General features: G+C 69.9%; 16 protein-coding genes. 10 read left to right on the plus strand and 6 right to left on the minus strand.

Annotated elements, in window-relative coordinates; genetic code table 11:
• Window positions 1-15 precede the first annotated feature (15 nt).
• Complete coding sequence (locus ACE3OG_RS08570; protein WP_374307632.1) at window positions 16-1692, plus strand: formate--tetrahydrofolate ligase; 1677 nt, start codon at window positions 16-18, stop codon at window positions 1690-1692.
• A 47-nt stretch (window positions 1693-1739) separates the two neighbouring features.
• Here the strand turns inward: ACE3OG_RS08570 and ACE3OG_RS08575 are convergent, their stop codons facing one another.
• The 3 genes from ACE3OG_RS08575 to metC all read right to left on the minus strand — a co-directional run bounded on the left by ACE3OG_RS08575 (window position 1740) and on the right by metC (window position 4199).
• Window positions 1740-1955: a hypothetical protein gene (locus tag ACE3OG_RS08575; RefSeq protein ID WP_374307634.1), complete on the minus strand. Its 216-nt coding sequence runs from the start codon at window positions 1953-1955 to the stop codon at window positions 1740-1742.
• A gap of 187 nt (window positions 1956-2142) precedes the next feature.
• Window positions 2143-2916, minus strand: a complete 774-nt coding sequence (locus tag ACE3OG_RS08580) for a hypothetical protein (RefSeq protein WP_374307636.1) — start codon at window positions 2914-2916, stop codon at window positions 2143-2145.
• Window positions 2917-3011: 95 nt separating this feature from the next.
• Entirely contained in the window at window positions 3012-4199 is a 1188-nt protein-coding gene (metC, locus tag ACE3OG_RS08585) for a cystathionine beta-lyase (protein ID WP_374307638.1), read from the minus strand.
• A 182-nt stretch (window positions 4200-4381) separates the two neighbouring features.
• Here metC and ACE3OG_RS08590 point away from each other — a divergent pair, with 182 nt between their 5' ends.
• The 5 genes from ACE3OG_RS08590 (at window position 4382) to ACE3OG_RS08610 (ending at window position 8997) form a co-directional block, all read left to right on the plus strand.
• A complete protein-coding gene (locus tag ACE3OG_RS08590; protein ID WP_374307640.1) occupies window positions 4382-5413 on the plus strand; it encodes an amino acid ABC transporter substrate-binding protein in 1032 nt (343 codons plus the stop codon).
• Window positions 5414-5423: 10 nt separating this feature from the next.
• Window positions 5424-6617, plus strand: coding sequence for an amino acid ABC transporter permease (locus ACE3OG_RS08595; protein WP_374307642.1), 1194 nt, complete (start codon window positions 5424-5426; stop codon window positions 6615-6617).
• Window position 6618: 1 nt separating this feature from the next.
• On the plus strand, window positions 6619-7773 hold the full coding sequence (locus tag ACE3OG_RS08600) for an amino acid ABC transporter permease (RefSeq protein ID WP_374307644.1): 1155 nt from the start codon (window positions 6619-6621) through the stop codon (window positions 7771-7773).
• Window positions 7774-8550 (plus strand): amino acid ABC transporter ATP-binding protein, encoded by a 777-nt coding sequence (locus ACE3OG_RS08605; RefSeq protein ID WP_374307646.1) that lies wholly within the window; start codon window positions 7774-7776, stop codon window positions 8548-8550. It abuts the gene before it with no gap.
• A gap of 96 nt (window positions 8551-8646) precedes the next feature.
• Window positions 8647-8997: a hypothetical protein gene (locus tag ACE3OG_RS08610; protein ID WP_374307648.1), complete on the plus strand. Its 351-nt coding sequence runs from the start codon at window positions 8647-8649 to the stop codon at window positions 8995-8997.
• A gap of 68 nt (window positions 8998-9065) precedes the next feature.
• Here the strand turns inward: ACE3OG_RS08610 and ACE3OG_RS08615 are convergent, their stop codons facing one another.
• On the minus strand, window positions 9066-10157 hold the full coding sequence (locus tag ACE3OG_RS08615) for an NADH:flavin oxidoreductase/NADH oxidase (protein ID WP_374307650.1): 1092 nt from the start codon (window positions 10155-10157) through the stop codon (window positions 9066-9068).
• Window positions 10158-10264: 107 nt separating this feature from the next.
• Here ACE3OG_RS08615 and ACE3OG_RS08620 point away from each other — a divergent pair, with 107 nt between their 5' ends.
• Window positions 10265-10570 (plus strand): ArsR/SmtB family transcription factor, encoded by a 306-nt coding sequence (locus ACE3OG_RS08620; RefSeq protein WP_374307651.1) that lies wholly within the window; start codon window positions 10265-10267, stop codon window positions 10568-10570.
• Between the two features lie 148 nt (window positions 10571-10718).
• Here ACE3OG_RS08620 and ACE3OG_RS08625 read toward each other — a convergent pair whose 3' ends face one another.
• Window positions 10719-11633, minus strand: a complete 915-nt coding sequence (locus tag ACE3OG_RS08625; protein WP_374307653.1) for a cupin-like domain-containing protein — start codon at window positions 11631-11633, stop codon at window positions 10719-10721.
• A 214-nt stretch (window positions 11634-11847) separates the two neighbouring features.
• Here ACE3OG_RS08625 and dnaE point away from each other — a divergent pair, with 214 nt between their 5' ends.
• Window positions 11848-15306 (plus strand): DNA polymerase III subunit alpha, encoded by a 3459-nt coding sequence (dnaE, locus tag ACE3OG_RS08630; protein ID WP_374307655.1) that lies wholly within the window; start codon window positions 11848-11850, stop codon window positions 15304-15306.
• 91 nt (window positions 15307-15397) lie between these two features.
• Here the strand turns inward: dnaE and ACE3OG_RS08635 are convergent, their stop codons facing one another.
• A complete protein-coding gene (locus ACE3OG_RS08635; protein ID WP_374307657.1) occupies window positions 15398-16951 on the minus strand; it encodes an acid phosphatase in 1554 nt (517 codons plus the stop codon).
• Window positions 16952-17113: 162 nt separating this feature from the next.
• Between ACE3OG_RS08635 and ACE3OG_RS08640 the strand changes: the two genes are divergently transcribed.
• Together ACE3OG_RS08640 and ACE3OG_RS08645 are read left to right on the plus strand one after the other, a co-directional pair.
• Window positions 17114-18409, plus strand: a complete 1296-nt coding sequence (locus ACE3OG_RS08640; protein WP_374307659.1) for a cytochrome-c peroxidase — start codon at window positions 17114-17116, stop codon at window positions 18407-18409.
• Between the two features lie 59 nt (window positions 18410-18468).
• Window positions 18469-19542, plus strand: coding sequence for a helix-turn-helix transcriptional regulator (locus ACE3OG_RS08645; RefSeq protein WP_374307661.1), 1074 nt, complete (start codon window positions 18469-18471; stop codon window positions 19540-19542).
• Window positions 19543-19648 lie beyond the last annotated feature (106 nt).

The following is a 19648-nucleotide window of genomic DNA, read 5'->3' on the forward strand; positions in this document are numbered from 1 at the left end:
ACGCAAGGTGCTCGAATGGCCTCGGACATTGAAATCGCCCAGCGCGCCAAAATGGAGCGCATCACAAAAATCGCCGCGGAGAAGCTCGGCGTCGACGACGAGCACCTTGAGCCCTACGGGCACTACAAGGCGAAGGTTTCGCTCGACTATGTCGACAGCCTGAAGGACAAGCCGGACGGCAAGCTGATCCTCGTCACCGCGATCAGCCCGACGCCCGCCGGCGAGGGCAAAACGACCACCACGGTGGGGCTCGGAGACGCGCTGAACCGCATCGGCAAGAAGGCGACGATCTGCCTTCGCGAGCCCTCGCTCGGACCGGTGTTCGGCATGAAGGGCGGCGCCGCCGGCGGCGGCCACGCGCAGGTCGTCCCCATGGAGGACATCAACCTCCATTTCACCGGCGACTTCAGCGCGATCGCCTTGGCGCACAATCTGCTTTCCGCCATGATCGACAACCACATCCATCACGGCAACGCGCTCAACATCGACGTTCGGCGCGTGACCTGGAAGCGCGTCGTCGACATGAACGACCGGGCGCTGCGCGACATCACCATCGCGCTCGGCGGAACCGCCAACGGCTTTCCGCGCCAGGACGGCTTCGACATCGTCGTCGCCTCCGAAGTGATGGCGATCTTTTGCCTCGCCACCTCGATCAAGGATCTCAAGGAACGGCTCGGCAAGATCGTCATCGGCTACACGATCGACCAGAAGCCGGTGCATGCGCGCGACCTCAAGGCTCACGGCGCCATGGCCGTGCTGCTCAAGAACGCGCTGAAGCCGAACCTCGTGCAGACGCTCGAGAACAATCCGGCCTTCATTCATGGCGGCCCGTTCGCCAACATCGCCCACGGCTGCAACTCCGTGCTCGCCACCAAGACCGCGCTGAAGCTCGCCGACTATGTGGTGACCGAAGCCGGTTTCGGCGCCGATCTCGGCGCCGAGAAATTCATCGACATCAAATGCCGCAAGTCGGGACTGCGCCCGCAGGCGGCGGTGATCGTCGCGACCATCCGCGCGCTGAAATATCACGGCGGAGTCGACGTCAAGGAGCTCAGTAAAGAGAATCTGGACGCGCTGAGGAAGGGCCTCTCCAACCTCGAGCGCCATGTCAACAACATCCGCAACCATTATGGCCTGCCGGTCGTCGTCGCGATCAACCACTTCGTCGCCGACACGGACGGCGAGGTCGACCTTCTGAGGAGGAGCGTCGCGGATCTTGGCGCGCCGGTCGTCGTCTGCCGTCACTGGGCCGAGGGCGGCAAGGGCGCGGAGGAGCTCGCCCGCGTGGTCGTCGACCTCCTCGAGAAGGTCCCGAGCGACTTCCACTTCGTCTATGACGAGGAGCTTCCCCTGCTCGACAAGGTCGCCGCCGTGGCGACCAAGCTTTACGGCGCGGCCAAGGTGACGGCCGAACCGAAGGTGGTCAATCAGCTCAAGAAGCTCGAAGCGGCCGGCTACGGCCATTTTCCGATCTGCATAGCGAAGACGCAATATTCCTTCGCCACCAACGGAGCGCTGCTCGGGGCGCCGAGCGGGCACAGCATCAACATCCGCGAGGTGCGGCTCGCCGCCGGCGCCGAGTTCATCGTGCTCGTGTGCGGCGACGTGATGACCATGCCGGGCCTGCCGAAAGTCCCTTCGTCCGAGAAGATCGACCTCAACGAGAACGGCGAGGTGGTCGGCCTGTTCTGACGCCGCGGCGCCTTCCGCTCCGGCGGATCGGAAGGCGCCTTCCGCCGTCAGGCCCGCGCCGCCGCGGCCGCGAGGCGCGCATCGAGGGCGGCGAGATCCAGCCGCTCCGTCCTGAGCTTGCGTTCGAGCTCGATCAGGATCGTCCGGCTGCGCCCGCCGAGCGCCGCCGATCCGCGCGTCTCGCCGAGGTCGCGCTCGGAGCGCCGCACCAGCTCGGCGGCGGCGTCGCGCCGCGCCTTCATGGCTCCGAAATCCTCCGTCATCGCATCCCCTCCTGGTCGGAGCGGCCTCGCCGGACGCCGGCCGCGCCGCCGCCGCGCGCCGTTCCCGCACGAACGCTTCAGCCGGCGGGCGAACGCCGCTCCCCGCGGGTCGGCGCGCCCGGCGCGCGAAAGCCTCGCGCCCGCCTCATCCGACTTGACCTTGGCTCTGCGGCCATTGTGGGGCGGCTCAGGAGCGCGCCATCAGCTCCACGGCGAACGCGTAGATGCGCCAGCGCGCCTCCTGCGGCAGGGCGGCGAGCGTCTTCAGATAGGTCACGCCCGCCTGGCACAGCTCGTCGTCGCCGAGCGGCGGATCGTAGCTGCGGCCGTCGAGCAGAGCGCCTATGGCGGCGTTGGAAAGGCCTTGCGCGCGCAGCGCGTTCTCCAGCGCGCGGAAGTCCTCCTCCTGCGGCGCCGGACGCCTCTCGGGGCGTTCCGCGCCGTCCTTGATCGCGGCGAGCCCGCTCTGCGCCAGCGCCAGCAGAAGGGGCCGATGGTCGCGCGCGAAGGCGACGAAATCGGCGTGTCCGCCGCCGTAGAGAAAATCGACGCACAGCCGGCGGTCCTGCGCCGCGAGGGCGCCGAGGATGGCGCGCCGCGCGTCGAAATAGCGGTCGAGCGCGGCGCCGTCCGCGCGCGCGGCGAGGACGCCATGCGACCGGCGCAGGTCGCGCGCCGCCTCGATCGCCAGCGCGTCCACGTCGTCGCTTTCGCCCGGCCGCTCCGACGCGCGGGAGAGGAAAGCCTCGTAGTCTGACGGATAGGCCGTCTTGAGAGCGTCGAAATAACCGCCGTAGTCGGGCGAAGCGGAGGCGAGGCGTTCGACCGCGCGCCGGCTGGCGGCGATCTCCTGCGGTCCGGGGACGGCGGAGCCGTCGGGGCGCGCGCCCCAATAGGCGAAGCCCAGAATGACCGCGACGAGCGCCGCAAGACCGAGCAGAGCGACGCGCAACAGATTCATCCGGCCCCTCTCTCCCGCGTCGTCCGGCGCCGCCGAGGCGGCGGCGGAAAGTTTAGCGCACAAGCGTCCGCGCCCGGCAAGGGCGGGCGCCGCCCTCAGCTTGCGGCGGCGAGCCGCTCGAATCCCCTGGCGAGGTCGTCCTTGAGGTCCTCGACGTCCTCGAGCCCGATGCTGAAGCGCAGCGCCGGCCCGCCCGGGCGCCAGTCCGTCGCCGTGCGGTAGGGGCGGCAGTCGAAGGGGATGACGAGGCTTTCGTAGCCGCCCCAGGAAAAGCCCATGCCGAACAGCTCGAGCCCGTCGAGCATGGCCGCCACGGCTTTTTGCGGGGCGGGGCGAAGCAGCACGGAGAACAGCCCGGAGGCGCCATGGAAGTCGCGCCTCCACAGCTCGTGGCCGGGACAGGAGGGGAAGGCCGGATGCAGCACGCGCGCGACCTCGGGGCGCGCCTCCAGCCAGCGCGCCATGGCGAGCCCCTGGCTCTGCGCCTCGCGCAGGCGCAATTCGAGGGTGCGCAGGCCGCGCAGGGCGAGGAAGACGTCCTCGGGGCCGGGGCACATGGCGAAGGCGTCGGCGGTCGCCTGAAGTTGCGGCAGGAAGCGCGCGTTCGCCGACACGAGGCCGAGAAGCAGGTCGGAATGGCCGGAGAGATATTTGGTCCCGGCCTCGATCGCGAGGTCGACGCCGCGCGCGTGCGGCGGGAAGAACAGCGGCGTCGCCCAGGTGTTGTCGAGGATCGAGCAGATTCCGCGCTCGCGCGCGAGCGCGGCGATCGCCGGGACGTCCGGGACCTCGAAGGTCTGCGAGCCGGGCGTTTCGAGGAAGACGACGCTGGTGTTCGCGCGCATCAGCCGCGCGACCTCCGTCCCCATGAGCGGGTCGAAATATTCCGTCTCGACGCCGAGACGCTTGAGGACGCCGTCGCAGAAGATGCGCGAGGGGCGATAGATCGAGTCGACGACGAGGATGTGGTCGCCGGCCGCGACGACGCTCATCAGGGCGAGCGTGACGGCGGCGAGGCCGGTCGGCGCGAGGACGGTCCCGGCCGCGCCGGAAAGCTCGCTCCATGCGTCGGTCAGCGCCTTCGTCGTCGGCGAGCCGGCGGTGCCGTAGGTGAACGGGGCGTTCCGCGTCACGAGATCGTGATACGTCGGGAAGAGCACCGTCGAGCCGCGATAGATCGGGGTGTTGACGTAACCGAACTGTTCGGACGGGCGGCGTCCGGCGCCGACGAGGCGCGTGCGCAGGCGGCGGCCGTCCCGGCCTTCATGATCGGCGTCGCTCATCCAATGGTCCCCGGGGCTTTGACGCGGCGCAAACTGCAAGGCGAAAGCCGCGCCCGTCAAGCCCGCGCCCGCGCGCGCCTCAAGGCCGGTTCAGGCTTGACCCTGTCGGGCGATGGCTTCTAGTTGCTCGCGCGCATGGCCGCCGCGCGAAATCGGCGCCAGGATCAGGGAGAGCCCGCCGCATGTCGAAAGCCGCCCGAGCGCTCGCCGCCGTTCTTCTTCTTGCGGGCCTTTGCGCGCTCGCGGCGCCGTCCGCCGCGCGGGCGGGACTGCTCGACCAGGTGAAGGCGCGCGGACAGGTGGCCTGCGGCGTCAATCCGGGCGTCGCCGGCTTCAGCCTGCCCGACGACAAGGGCCAGTGGACGGGAATCGACGCCGACTTCTGCCGGGCGCTGGCGGCGGCGATCTTCAACGACCCGACCAAAGTGAAATTCATCCCGCTGTCGGCCAAGGACCGCTTCACCGCGCTGCAGTCCGGCGAGGTCGACGTCCTGTCGCGCAACACGACATGGACGCTCTCGCGCGAGACGGGACAGGGCTTCCTGTTCGCCGGGATCATCTATTACGACGGGCAGGGCTTCCTCGTGAAGAAGTCGCTCAACCTGTCCTCGGCGCTGGAGCTTTCCGGCGCCTCGATCTGCGTGCAGCAGGGCACGACGACGGAGCTGAACCTCGCCGACTTCTTCCGCGGCGCCAACATGAAATACGAGCCGGTCAATTTCGCCAACGCCGACGAGGCGCTACGCGCCTTCGAAAGCGGGCGCTGCGACGCCTATACGACCGACGCCTCCGGGCTCCACGTCGAGCGACTCAAGCTCGCCAAGCCCGACGACGCCGTGGTGCTCCCGGAAATCATCTCCAAGGAGCCGCTCGGCCCGGCCGTGCGTCAGGGCGACGACGAATGGTTCAACGTCGTCAAATGGACCCTCTTCGCCCTCGTCAACGCCGAGGAGCTCGGCGTGACGGCGCAGAACGTCGACGAGAAGGCGAAATCCGACCGTCCGGAGGTGCGCCGCCTGCTCGGCTTCGAGGGCAATTTCGGCGAAGGGCTGGGGCTTACCGCCGACTGGGCCTATCGCATCGTCAAGAACGTCGGCAATTACGGCGAGATCTTCGAGCGCAACCTCGGCGAAGGCTCGCCGCTCAAGATCAAGCGCGGCGTCAACGCGCTGTGGATGAGGGGCGGGCTGCAATACGCGCCGCCGATCCGCTAGGGCCGGGCGCTTGACGCGGGCCGCCGGCGCCTTCCCGACGCCTGTCGAACGTCGGCCGCGCCTCTGGAACGACGTCAGGGCGCGGGGGCTGCTCGCGCAGCTTCTCTTCGCCGCGATCGTTCTCGTCCTTGGCGTCGTCGCCGTGCTCGACCTTCGCGCCAACATGGCGGCGCGCGGCGTGCCGACGGATTTCGCCTTCCTCGGCCAGCCGGCCGGCTTCGACGTCAACCAGACGCTGATCGCCTACGGCGCCGGCTCGACGTATGGCCGGGCCTTCCTCGTCGGCCTTCTCAACACGCTGCTCGCCTCCGCCGTCGGGCTCGTCCTCGCCACCGTCCTCGGATTTTTCATCGGCTTCGCGCGGCTCTCCGACAACTGGATCGTCGCGCGCGGCGCGCTCGCCTATGTCGAGCTCGCGCGCAACACGCCGCTGCTGCTGCAATTGCTGTTCTGGTACAACGCCGTGCTGAAGCCGCTGCCCTCGCCGCGCGAGTCGCTGGCGCTGCCGTTCGGCGCGTTCCTCAACAATCGCGGCCTGTTCGCGCCGGCGCCCGTGTTCGAGCCGGGCGCGGGGCTGGTCGGCGCGGCCTGCGTCCTCGCTCTCGCGCTGTTTTTCGCCTTGCGCGCCGTTCCGCCGCGACGGCTCGCCGCGCCCTGGCGCATGGCCGCCCATGGCGCGGCCTGCGCCTTCGCGCTGGTCCTGCCGCTCGCCGCCTTCGTCGCCGCCGACGCGCCGGTCGGCTTCGACCGGCCGCGCCTTGTCGGGTTCAACTTCGCCGGCGGCATGCGCCTGACGCCGGAATTCGTCGCGCTCACCCTCGGGCTGGGGCTTTATACGGCGGCCTTCATCGCCGAGGTCGTGCGCGCCGGAATCGAGGCCGTGCCGAGAGGCCAGCGCGAGGCCGCCGAGGCGCTCGGCCTGACCCACGCGCAGGCGCGCCGGCTCGTCGTCATGCCGCAGGCGACGCAGCTCATAGTCCCGCTGCTCACCAACCAGTATCTGAACCTCATCAAGAACTCCTCGCTCGCGGTGTTCATCGGCTACCCCGACCTCGTGCAGGTGTTCGCCGGCACGGCGCTGAACCAGACCGGCGCCGCGGTCCAGATCATCTTCATGACCATGGCCGTCTACCTCGCGATCTCGCTGCTCGCCTCGCTCGCCATGAACCTGTACGGCCGGCGCCATGCGCCGAGGGAGCGCTAGCATGGCGCGCGGCGCCGCCTCCGGGGAGCGCGAGGGCTTCCTCTACCTGCGCCAGGCGCCGGCCCCGCCGCGCCCGCCGCCGGCCCCGCGCGCGAGCCTGCCCGAGCGGCTGCGCGAAAACCTGTTTCACGGCTGGCGGGCGAGCCTTTTGACCCTCGCCTGCCTCGCGCTCGCGGCCGCCCTCGCGCCGCCGCTGCTGCGCTTCCTCGTCTTCGACGCGGTGTGGAGCGCGCCGGACGGCGAAGCCTGTCGCGCGCCGGGCGCCGGCGCCTGCTGGGCCTTTATCTGGCGCAAGCTCCCCTATTTCATCTACGGCGCCTATCCGGTCGGCGAGCGCTGGCGCGTCGACGCGACGATGCTCGTCGGCGCGGCGCTGGCCTTCTGGCTGCTGCGCCTCTCCGCGCCGCGGCGCGGCCTCGCGGCGCTGCTGTTCTTCGGGGCCTATCCCATCCTCGCCTTCGTCCTGCTGCATGGCGCGCCGGCGCTGGGTCTGCCGCGCGTTCCGACCGAGCTCTGGGGCGGCGTGTTCGTCAGCCTTCTCGTCGCGGTCGTCGGCATGGTCGTGTCGCTGCCGCTCGGCGTGCTGCTGGCGCTCGGCAGGCGCTCGCGGCTGCCGCTGCTCAGCCTTTTCTGCGCCGGCTTCATCGAGATCGTGCGCGGCGTGCCGATGATCACCGTGCTGTTCATGGCCAACACCATGCTGCCGCTGTTCGTGCCCGAAAATCTCGCGCCCGACCGGCTGCTGCGCCCGCTCATCGGCGTCGCGCTGTTCGCCTCCGCCTATATGGCGGAAGTGGTGCGCGGCGGCCTCGCCGCGATCCCGCGCGGCCAGTACGAGGCCGCGGCGGCGCTCGGCCTTTCGGCTGCGCAGGCGCAGCGCTTCGTCGTCCTGCCGCAGGCGCTGCGCGCGGTGATCCCGGGCGTCGTCAACACCTTCATCAGCCTGTTCAAGGACACGACGCTCGTCGCCGTCGTCGGCGTGTTCGACTTCCTGCGCACGATCGACGCGGCGCGCCTCGATCCCGTCTGGGCCGGGCCGACCATCGCGGCGACGGGCTACGCCTTCGCCGCGCTGTTCTATTTCACCTTCTGCTTCGCCATGTCGCGCTATTCGCGCGCGCTGGAGGGGCGGCTCTCGCACGGGAGGCGACGCTAGATGCCGGAGCGGAACGCGAAAGGGGCGCTGCGGACCAGCCCGCCGCCGCGCCTCGCGCTGGAGATGATCGACGTCAACAAATGGTACGGCGACTATCACGCCCTGCGCGACGTCAACCTGAACGTGGCGGCCGGCGAGCGGATCGTCGTCTGCGGGCCGTCGGGCTCGGGCAAGTCGACGCTGATCCGCTGCGTCAACGCCCTCGAGGCGCATGAGGGCGGGCGCATCGTCGTCGAGGGGGTCGAGCTGTCGGGCGACGTGCGGCGCATCCACGAGATCCGGCGCGAGACCGGCATGGTGTTCCAGCAGTTCAACCTCTTTCCACACCTGACCATTCTCGAGAATTGCGCGCTCGCCCCGATCCATGTGCTGAAGACGCCGCGCGCGGAGGCGGAGCGCAAGGCGATGGCCTACCTCGAGAAGGTGCGCGTCGCCGACCAGGCCGGCAAATATCCGCTCCAGCTTTCGGGCGGTCAGCAGCAGCGCGTCGCCATCGCCCGCGCGCTGTGCATGTCGCCGAAGCTCATGCTGTTCGACGAGCCGACCTCGGCGCTCGATCCCGAGATGGTCAAGGAGGTGCTCGACACCATGGTCGAGCTCGCCGAGGACGGCATGACCATGGTTTGCGTGACCCATGAGATGGCCTTCGCGCGGCAGGTCGCCGACCGCGTCGTCTTTATGGACGAGGGCGCCATCGTCGAGATCGACCGGCCGCAGGCGTTCTTCTCCGGGCCGCGCCACCCGCGCGCGCGCCAGTTTCTCGGCGAGATTTTGTAGGACGCAGGGAACGCGCCGGCCGCCCCGCGCGTTATACGGCTTGAAGCAAAGGTCAAGGCGCGGCGTGGCGCCGGCGGAATGCGCATGGAGGGCGCGATGAAAACGAAACGCGGCGCGAAGGCGCTGGTTCTCACGGCGCTGGCGGCGGCGTGCGTCTACGGCTTCGGCGGGCGCTGCGCCAGCGCCCAGACGCTCGGCGGCCCGCCGCCGGGACGGCCGTTCAACGCGCTCGACCATACGATGAGCTCGCTCGAGGATCTTCAGGCGGACGTTCGCGCGCGCGCCGGCTGGCGCGAGGCGCAATGGGTCTGCCAGCCTTCGGGCGGGTGCGTCTGGCACGCCGGCTACTGGGGCCCGCCGCCGGCGCCGCTGCCGCCGCCGCGCACCGGCTATCTGACGATGCAGTCGCTCTCGGGCTTTCCCTGGATCGGTTACGCGCCGCAATAGCGTTCACGCCGCGGCTGCGTCTTGTCGCTGGCGGCGACGCCAGCGGACGCCGCCGTCCAGCGTGAAGTCTAACGGTAACGGGCGAGCCAGTGCGCGTAGGGCGGCGGCAGCGTCGCCCAGGCTGGATTTTCGACGCCGAGAGCCTTCGCCGCCATATAGGGCCAATGCGGAGTCTCCAGCATCGGCCGCCCCAGCATGACGAGATCGAGCTTGCCGTCGCGCACCAGCGCATCGGCCTCGTCCGGCTTCGAGATGTACCAGCTGGTGGTTCCGGGCAGCCCGGTCTCACGACGCACCCGCTGGGCGATGTCGGCCATGAAGTTCGGCGCCCACGGAATTTTCGCGTCCGGCGTGTTGAAGCCGATCGACACGTCGACGAAATCGAGCCCCTCGGCCTTCATGCGCCGGAGCAGGGCGATCGACTCCTCCAGCATGGCGTCGCCGCCGTCGAACTCGACCACGCCGAGGCGCACCGTCAAGGGACGGTCCTCCGGCCAGACCTTGCGCGCCGCGACAAGGGTCTCGATCAGATAGCGGGCCCGATTCTCCGGCGAGCCGCCGTAGGCGTCGGCGCGCTGGTTGGAATGGGGCGAGAAGAAATTTTGCGCCAGATAGCCGTGCGCCATGTGCAGCTCGAGCCACTCGAAGCCGAGGTCGCGGGCCCGGATCGCCGCCTTCACAGTGTCGGATTGAACGCGCGCGATGTCGTCGAGGCTCATCTCCATGGGGACGCGGTCCAGCCCTCCGCCGAACGCGAGCGCAGAGGGCGCTATGGTGGTCCAGCTGTTCGGCTGGCCTTCGGCGATGTGGTCGTCGCCTTCCCAGGGGCGATTGGCCGACGCCTTGCGGCCGGCGTGAGCGATCTGGACGCCCGGCGCGGCGCCGCCCTCGCGAATAGCCACGACGACGGGACGCAAAGCGTCCGCCTGGGCGTCGTTCCACAGGCCGAGATCGCCCCAGGTGATCCGGCCTTCGGGCGCGACGGCGGCGGCCTCGACGACGACGAGGCCGGCCCCGCCTCGCGCGAGCGACGCGTAATGGACGCGGTGCCAGTCGCCGATCAGGCCGTCGCGCGCCATGTACTGGCACATGGGAGAAACCGCCACGCGGTTTCGCAGGGTGACGCTCTTGAGCGTATAGGGATCGAACAGGCGCGCCATCAGGACCTCGACATTGCTTGCGAGGTCATAGTTCGATATTTTTCGAACAAAGGCAAGGCCGAGTTCGATATTTATCGAACAAGGGCGACGGCGTCGAAAGGATGTCCATGACGACGAGGGAGCATGGTTCGTCGCGGCCCTTGAGCCTCGAGCGGGTGCTGCATGCGCTGGGGGACCCGGTGCGGCTCGGCGTCGTGCGCCAGCTGGCCAGCGAGGGAGAGTGCAGCTGCGCGGCCCTGAACAACGGCCGTCCGAAATCCAGCATGTCGCACCACTTTCGGGTGCTGAAGGAGGCCGGGCTGATTCAGAAGCGGGGCCAGGGCGCGACGCATATGAACTCGCTGGACCGCGCCGCGATCGACGCAGCCTTTCCGGGCCTGCTCGCCGCGGTGCTTGGCGTTCCGGCCGACTGATGGAGCGCTCTTAACCGCTCGCCCGACGCGATGTGACGCCAGTCGAGGGCGCGGCGGCCCCATCGGGCTAAGCGTCCGCTCGCGGCCCTGGCGGGCGCCGTTCAGACGGGCTGCGCCAATTCCCGGCGATACTGTCGCGGCGGCGGCTTCAGCGGCCGAGCGCCCGCTTGGCCGCCTGCTTGGCCACGCGCATCGTTCCGACCGTCGCGCCCTTGGCGACGTCGGCGGCCCAGGAGCGTCCGGGCGCGCGCGGCGACAGGCCGAGCCGGCGCAGATGGTAATTGGCGAAATAGATGTCCGCGCAGCGCCAGTGCGAATATTCCATGTTGAGGCTGAGCGTCACCGAAATTCCGTCGTGGTTCTGCACCCAGTGGGCGCCGTGCGAGGGCACGTGCAGCGCGTCGCCGGGAAGCAGCGTGAACTTCTGCGCGACCTCTTCGGCGCGCTTCTTGTAGGTGCCGGCCGAGATCGTCTTGCCGTAATATTCCTCGATCTCGCGCTCCGTCGTCACGCTGCGGTCGTTGGGGTCGCACACCCAGACGTCCTTGCCGCCGTGGATCTGGACGATGAAATTCATCTCGGCGTCGAAATGATAGGGCGTCTTGCGGCGCGGCGAGGTGACGAAGGCGAGCATCTCGGCGCTGGAGAGCCGGCTCGAGAGCTCGGGGCCGGCGACCTCGCGCGCGAAACGCTCATAGCCGTCGAGCACCTCCTGGTAGCGCGGATCGACCTCCATATGCTTCATGACGATCCACGCGCCCGCCGTCTCGATGCGGTCGATCAGCTGCGGGATCGGCATGTCGGGCTCGGGCACGGAGCCCCATTTGTCGGTCAGCGACAGGTCGCCGGCGTCGGCCCAGAGGTCGCCCGGCCGCTTGGCGGCGGCTTCCGCGACCCTGGTCAACGCCTCCACGGTGAACAGCGGATGCTCGGCGAGCGGGTGCTTCGCCAGGAACGGGCGGCGCTGCATCGCCGCGCGGCAGACCTCGATCGGCTCGACCGTGCGCCATCCCGTCTGCGGCGAAGCGGCGTCGGCGGCGTCGATGGGTTGCGTGAGCGACATGGATCTGCTCCGGCGGAAAGTTAAGCTGCGGCGTTATAGCACGAATCGTCCGTTTCGCGGAGGCAGTCGTGACCCAAATGCGGGATTTCGCCAGGCCTCGCGCGTGGGACCACGGCGCGAAAGGCGGGGACAACGCCGCGGCCACGGCCAATCGACCGGCGAAGCTGCTAGGCTGCGCCGGCGCCGCGACCGTCCGGCGCGCCCTGGACCGCCCATGACCAAAGTCGTAGCGCCGGCGCAAGCCGGCTTCGTCCATCTGCACGTCCATAGCGCCTATTCGCTGCGCGAGGGCGCGATGACCGTCGGGCGGCTCGTCAAGCTCGCGCTCGCCGACGCCATGCCGGCGCTCGCGGTCACCGACGCCAACAATCTGTTCGGCGCGCTGGAGTTCTCCGAGAAGCTCGCCAAGGAGGGAATCCAGCCGATCGTCGGCGCCGAGCTCGCGGTCGACTTCGGCGACGGCGCGCTGATGGCCGCACGCGGCGAGGAGACCGGGGCAGGCCGCGCGCGGATCGCGTTGCTCGCCGCGAGCGAGGAGGGCTACCGCAACCTGATGGCGCTCGTCTCCTGCGCCTGGCTCGATCCGGCGCCGGGCGCCGAGCCCCATGTCGCCCTCGCGCGGCTCGAAGGGCGCGCCGCGGGCCTGATCGCGCTGACCGGCGGTCCCGGCGGCCCGCTCGACAGGGCTTTCGCCGCCGCGCGTCCGCGTCAGGCGGTCGCGCGGACGCAGGCGCTCGAGGCGCTGTTCGGCGACCGGCTCTATGTCGAGCTGCAGCGCCACGACCTGCCAGCCGAGCGCGAGGTCGAGCCGCGCCTCGTCGACCTCGCCTATCGCCGCGGCCTGCCGCTCGTCGCGACCAACGAGCCCTATTTCGCGGCGCCTGAAGACTATGAGGCGCATGACGCGCTGATCTGCATCGCCGAGGGGACGGTGCTCGGCGACGGCTCGCGCCGCCAGCTCTCGCCCGAGCATCGCTTCAAGACGCGCGGGCAGATGCGCGCCCTGTTCGCCGACCTGCCCGAAGCTTGCGACGCGAGCGTCGAGATCGCGCGGCGCTGCGCTTTCCGCCCGCGCACGCGCAAGCCGCTGCTGCCGCGCTTCTCGGCGGGCGGCGCGGAGGAGGAGGAGGCGGCCGAGCTGCGCCGGCAGGCCGAAGAGGGCCTTCGCGCGCGCCTCTCGGCGCACGGGACGGCGGAGGGCTTCAGCGAACAGGACTACCGCGACCGGCTCGCCTTCGAACTCGGCGTCATCGGGAAGATGAAGTTCCCCGGCTATTTCCTGATCGTCGCGGACTTCATCAAATACGCCAAGGCGCAGGGCATTCCCGTCGGGCCGGGGCGCGGCTCGGGCGCGGGCTCGCTCGTCGCCTATGCGCTGACCGTCACCGACCTCGACCCGATCCGCTTCGGACTGCTGTTCGAGCGCTTCCTCAATCCCGAGCGCGTGTCGATGCCGGACTTCGACATCGACTTCTGCCAGGACCGGCGCGACGAGGTGATCGCCTATGTGCGCCAGCGCTACGGCGCCGACCGCGTGGCGCAGATCATCACCTTCGGCTCGTTCCTCGCGCGCGGCGTGATGCGCAACGTCGGCCGCGTGCTCGAGATGCCGCTCGGCCAGGTCGACCGGCTCGCCAAGCTGGTGCCGCAGAACCCCGCCGCGCCCGTCAGCCTCAAGCAGGCGGTCGAGGGCGAGCCGCGCCTGAAGGAGGCGGCGCAGGCCGAGCCGCGTGTGGCCAAGATGCTGCAGATCGCCCAGACGCTCGAGGGGCTCTACTCCAACGCCTCGACCCATGCGGCGGGCGTCGTCATCGGCGACCGGCCGCTGGTCGAGCTCGTGCCGCTCTACCGCGACCCGAAATCGGACATGCCGGCGACCCAGTTCAATATGAAGTGGGTCGAGCCGGCGGGCCTCGTGAAGTTCGATTTTCTCGGCCTCAAGACGCTGACCACGCTGGCGACGACGGTGAGGCTCCTGAAGAAGCGCGGGATCGTGGTCGAGCTCGAAAAAATCCCGCTCGACGACGAAAAAACCTACGCCATGCTCGGGCGCGGCGAGACGGTCGGCGTGTTCCAGCTTGAAAGCGCCGGCATGCGCAGGGCGCTCGTCGAGATGCGCGCCGACCGCTTCGAGGACATCATCGCCCTCGTCGCCCTCTACCGGCCCGGCCCGATGGCCAACATCCCGCGCTATTGCGCCGTGAAGGCCGGCGAGGAGGAGGCGGACTACATCCACCCCCGGATCGAGGGCGTGCTCAAGGAGACTTTCGGCGTCGTCATCTACCAGGAGCAGGTGATGCAGATCGCGCAGATCCTGTCCGGCTACTCGCTCGGCGAGGCGGACCTCCTGCGCCGCGCCATGGGCAAGAAGATCAAGGCGGAGATGGACGCCCAGCGCGAGCGCTTTCTGCGCGGCGCCGTGGACGGCGGCATTCCGGCGCAAAAAGCCAGCGAGATCTTCGACCTGCTCGCCAAATTCGCCGACTACGGCTTCAACAAGAGCCACGCCGCGGCCTATGCGCTGATCGCCTACCAGACCGCCTGGTTCAAGGCGAACCATCCGATGGAGTTCCTCGCCGCCTCGATGACCCTCGACAAGGCCTCGACCGACAAGCTCGCCGAGCTCGCCGGCGAGGCGCGCCGCCACGGGGGAAAGGTCGAGCCGCCCTCGATCCAGCGCTCCTGCGCCGATTTCGAGGTGTTCGAGTCGCCGGACGGCGCGCTCGCCATCCGCTACGCGCTCTCGGCGGTCAAGGGCGTCGGCGACGGGCAGGCGCGCGCGCTGGTCGAGGCCCGCGGCGCGCGCCCGTTCGCCGATTTCGCCGACCTCGCCGGGCGGCTCGACCCGCGCGCGGTCAACCGGCGCATGCTCGAATGCCTCGTCTGCGCCGGCGCCTTCGACGACATGGAGGGCGACCGCGCCCGCGTCTTCGCCACCATCGACGCGATCATGGCGGCCGCGCAGCGGCGCGACGAGGAGCGCCGCGCCGGACAGTCGGCGCTGTTCGGCGGCGGCGAGGCCGACCGTCTGCCGCTGGCGAGGGCCGCGCCGTGGACGCTGGCCGAGCGGCTGCAGAAGGAGTTCGACACCGTCGGCTTCTTCCTGTCGGGCCATCCGCTCGACGCCTACGGCCCCGTGCTGGAGCGTCTGCGCGTGCAGACCTTCGCCGGCTTCTCGCGCGCCGTGAAGCTCGGGGCGGCCAACGGGCGGCTCGCCGCGACCGTGCTCGACCGCGCCGAGCGGCGCACCAAATCGGGCTCGAAGATGGGGATCGTCCAGCTCTCCGACCAGTCCGGGCAGTATGAGGCGATCCTCTTCGAGGAGGGGCTGCGGCAATATCGCGACCTGCTCGAGAAGGGCGCCTCGCTGCTTTTGTCGCTGCAGGCGTCGGTCGAGGGCGAGGAGGTGCGCGCCCGCATCCTGACGGCCGAGCCGCTCGACAAGGCGGCGGGCCGCGTGCGCAAGGGCCTGCGCATCGTGCTCGCCGACGAGGGGCCGCTGGCGGAGATCAGGCGCAGCCTGCGCGCCGAGGGCGACGGCGAGGTCGCGCTGGTGCTGCAGCGGCCCGACTGCGAGATCGAGATGAAGCTGCCGGGAAAGTACGGCGTCTCGGCGCAGGCGGCCGGCGCGCTGAAGGCGATCGCCGGCGTGCTCGCGGTTGAGCATGTGTAGAGGGCTGCCGCAGGGACGCTGAAACGGAGGACGCCGGGCGAACGCCCGGCGTCCTGCTTTGCGGATCGTCGCGCCCGGGGTCCGTTCAGGCCTACTGCAGCGCGCCGGTCAGGTCGCCGATCGGCTGGCCGCCCTGGCGCCTCACCGCCGCGTCGCGCAGGCGCACGCCGGCGAGCACGGGGAGATCGTAGCGCCTGGTCAGGAAGCGGATGATCGAGGTCGTGTCGTAGACCGTGTGGTCGACATAGCCCTTTTTCGCGTAGGGCGAGACGATCAGCGCCGGGATGCGCGAGCCGGGGCCGAAGCGGTCGCCCTTCGGCGGCGCCACATGGTCCCAGAAGCCGCCGTTCTCGTCATAGGTGACGACGACCAGCATGTTCCTCCACTGCGGGCTCTTCTCGAGACGCCGCAGGATGTCGGCGATGTGGCTGTCGCCGTCGAGCACGTCGGCGTAGCCCGGATGCTCGTTGAGGTTGCCCTGCGGCTTGTAGAACGACACCGCGGGCAGCTTGCCGGCGTCGATGTCGGCGATGAATTTCACGCCGCCGAGGCCGCCGTCCTTCAGATGCTCCGCGCGCGCGGCCGAGCCCGGCGCGTAAGCCGCGTAATAGTTGAACGGCTGGTGATGATACTGGAAGTTCGGGACCGGCGAGGCGTTTTGGCCGTCGAGCGTCGCCTGCCACGCGCCGCCGTACCAGGCCCAGGTCACGCCGGCGCCGGTGAGCAGGTCGCCGATCGTCTGGTTGCGCTGCGGCGGCAGCACGCTCGCGTTGCCGCGGTCGGCGTAGCGCGGATCCTGGCCCGAGGCCGGCTTGACGGCGCTCGGCTGATAGGGCGGCTGCATGGTGTTGACGGTGTAGAAATCAGGGGTGATCGCGCCGTCGTTGACGAATTTCGGCGCGCCGTCGATCGCCGAGGGGGGCGCGCCGGAGGCGACCTGCAGGCTGACGCCGTCGGGATTGACCGCGGCGATCGAGCCCTTGGCGACGCTCGTGTCGGCGTGCGCGTAGCGCGGCGCGCAGGAGCAGATCAGATACTGGTGGTTAAGATAGGAGCCGCCGAACGCGCCCATGAAGAAATGGTCGGCGAGCGTGTAGCGCCGCGCATATTTCCACAGCGGCAGGTCGCTCGAGTCGTAATGGCCCATGACGAGGCCGCCCGAGTCGGCCCAGGCGGCGAACTTGTCGTTGGCGCCGTTGTTGATTTGCATCTGGTTCTGGTAGAAACGATGCCACAGGTCGCGCGTCACCTTGTCGAGGCCGACGTCGTAGCCCTTCGGGTCGTCGATGCGGAACGGCTTGTTCGGCATGTTCTCGGTCTGCGCTTCGGTGACCGGCGGCGTCACGCCCGGAGCGGTGAGGCCGCCCCACACCGGCGGCAGCACCTTCAGGATCGAGCCGTCGCGGTCCTTCTGGCGGCGGAAGGCTGCGGCGGCCTGCGCGTTGCGCACGCCGTCGGCGCCCGGATAGAGCCCCCACAGATTGTTGAAGCTGCGGTTCTCTGCGTAGATCACGACCACCGTCTTGATCCTGGCGAGAGCGTCGACGGCGGCCTGCGGCGCCGCCGCCTCCTCGGCATGCGCCGTCGCCCCGCCGGCCGCGACGGCTCCCGCCGCCAGCGCGAAAAACCTGAAAATGCCCCTCATAACGCCCCCAACGCGTCACGTTCCGAATGGCGCATGCCGTTAGGCGCGTCGTGCGACACGCGTTTGACGCCCTGGACCGGTTCCAGACGCCAGCCGCGGCGTCATGCGCGCGTCATGCGGGAAGGGCAGTTTGCCGCTCCTCGACGCCGGAGCAGAAACGACATGAGGATGACGACGCCCGGACGCCTCGTTCTGGCGGCCTTCGCCGCGGCGCTGTTGGCGCATGGCCCTGCGCTCCGCGCCCGCGCCGCTTCGGCGCCGCCGGGGCCGGCCGCCGGGGCCGCCGAACCCGTCGAAGCTTCGCCCGCGACCGACCGCGCCGAGGCGTACAGGCGGGCGAGGGCGCTCGCCGACGTCGGCCGGCGCATGTTCGCCGACCGCTCCCTGTCGGGATCGGGGACGATGTCCTGCGCGAGCTGCCACGATCCCGCGCGCGGCTTTTCGCCGCCGAACGCGCTGCCGGCGCAATTGGGCGGCGTCAGGCTCGACCAGCAGAGCTTTCGCGCCGCCCCGAGCCTCACCTATCGCCAGACGACGCCGCGTTTCACGGAGCATTATCATGAGTCGGACGACGACGGCGACGAAAGCGTCGACGCCGGACCGACCGGCGGACTCACCTGGGACGGACGCGTCGACGGCGCGGGCGCGCAGGCGCTGATCCCTCTCATGTCGCCGGTCGAGATGGCCAATCCGGACCGCGCCGACCTCAGCCGGCGCATCGAGGCCGCCTATGGCGCGGAGCTGCGCGCGGCGCTCGGCCCGGCCATGCCGCAAAGCGCGCTCGAGGCCGGGGCTAAGGCGCTGCAGGCCTATCAGCAGACGCCGGAGGAGTTCTTTCCCTACACCAGCAAATATGACGCCTTTCTCGCCGGCGAGGTCGAGCTCTCGTCGCAGGAGAAGCATGGCCTCGAACTGTTCAACGACGAGGCCAAGGGCAATTGCGCGAGCTGCCACTTCAGCGTTTCGCCGCTGATCGGCGTGCGGCCCAATTTCTCCGACTTCGGCTTCATCGCCCTCGGCCTGCCGCGCAACATGAAGATTCCGGCGAACGCCGACCGGAAATTCTTCGATCTCGGCCTCGGCGGCCCGGAGCGCGCCGACTTCAAGGACAAGGACGAGTATTGCGGGCTGTTCAAGGCGCCGCCGCTGCGCAACGTCGCGCTGCGCCAGGTCTTCTTCCACAACGGCGCGGCGCGCGCCCTGCGCGAGGCGGTGGCCTTCTACGTCGAGCGCGACACGAAGCCCGAAAAATGGTATCCGCGCCGCGCCGACGGCAAGGTCGAGAAGTTCGACGACCTGCCGGCGCGCTGCCGCGCCAACGTCAATATGGACCCGCCGTTCGGCGGCAAGCCCGGCGATCCGCCGGCGCTGAGCGAGGCCGAGATCGACGACGTCGTCGCCTTCCTCGAAACCCTGACGGACGGCTACAAGCCGGCGTCCCGCCGCGCGAGCCGCTGACGCGCCTTCGGCTTGGCGGGGCCGGCCGAAAGCTCTACCATCGCGTGCGGAGAGCTGCGATGGCGCAATGGGATTTCGAGTCCGTCCTTGAGAGCGTCAAGGCGACGTCCTTCGATCCATCGCTCTGGCCGCGCGCGCTCGACACGCTGAGCCGCAGCGTGGGCGGCGCCGGCGCGGTCATCTATTCCAGGCGGGCGCTGCCGACCCGCCGCCTCGCCTCGCCCGACCTCGTCGACGTTATCGAAGACTATGAAAAGGGAGGCTGGCGCGCGCACGACCTTCGCGCGCGCGCCGTGCCGATCGCCCGCCGCGCCGGAGCGGTGGTCGATCAGGATTTCGCCAGCGCCGACGAGATGCGCCGCTCGCCGTTCTACGAGGAGTTCCTCGCGCGGCATAATCGGCGCTGGTTCGTCGGCCTCCCGCTCGAGGGCGGCTGGGGCGTGTCGATCCATCGCTCGCCGGCGCAGGGGCCGTTCCTGCCCGAGGAGGTCGCGCGCCTGCGCCGGCTCTCGCCGGCCTTCTCCGAGGCTGTCTCGCTCGCCCGGCGGCTCGGCTTCGCGCGCGTCGAGGGGCTCGTGCAGGCGATGGAGCTCATGGGGCGCCCCTGCGTCGCGCTCGACGGCGGCGGCCGGCCGCTGCTCGCCAACGAGGCCGGCGAGGCGCAACTCGCGCTCTGGCTCGACGTGGCGAGCCGCCGGCTCGCCTTCGCGGACGGCGCGAGCCAGGCGGCGTTCGACGCGGCCGTGGCGGCGGCGCTCGGCGATCCGCCGGCCTCCCGCCTCGTGTTCGTGCGCGAGCGCGGCGGCGACAGGCGGGCGCTGCGCGTCGAGCCGCTGAACGACGTGACGCGCTTTCCTTTCGCCGACGCCGGCGCCCTCGTCATCTTCGAGCGTCCGCGGCCTTCGGAGGAGGAGGAGCTGGAGGGGCTCAAAAAGACGTTCGGCTTGACCCGGTCGGAGGCGCGTCTGGCGCGCGAGCTCGAGACGGGCCGTCCTCTCCTCGACGCCGCGCGCGCCGCAGGCCTCACCTATGAGACGGCGCGCTCCTATCTGAAGGCGATCTTCCTGAAGACCGGGACGCGCCGGCAGGCGGAACTCGCCGCCCTGCTCGCGCGCCGCCCGCAGGCCGATTGAGCGCATGGGGAGCGCATAGGACGCTCGCGGCAAGAGGCTGGTTCTTGTGATTTTTTGGTGATTTGCGAGCGCCCTATGCGGAGGGAAAATCGGCCGTTTCGCGGTT

Origin of the sequence: Methylocella sp. (assembly GCF_041905455.1) — a bacterium.
In the GTDB taxonomy this organism is placed as follows: domain Bacteria; phylum Pseudomonadota; class Alphaproteobacteria; order Rhizobiales; family Beijerinckiaceae; genus Methylocapsa.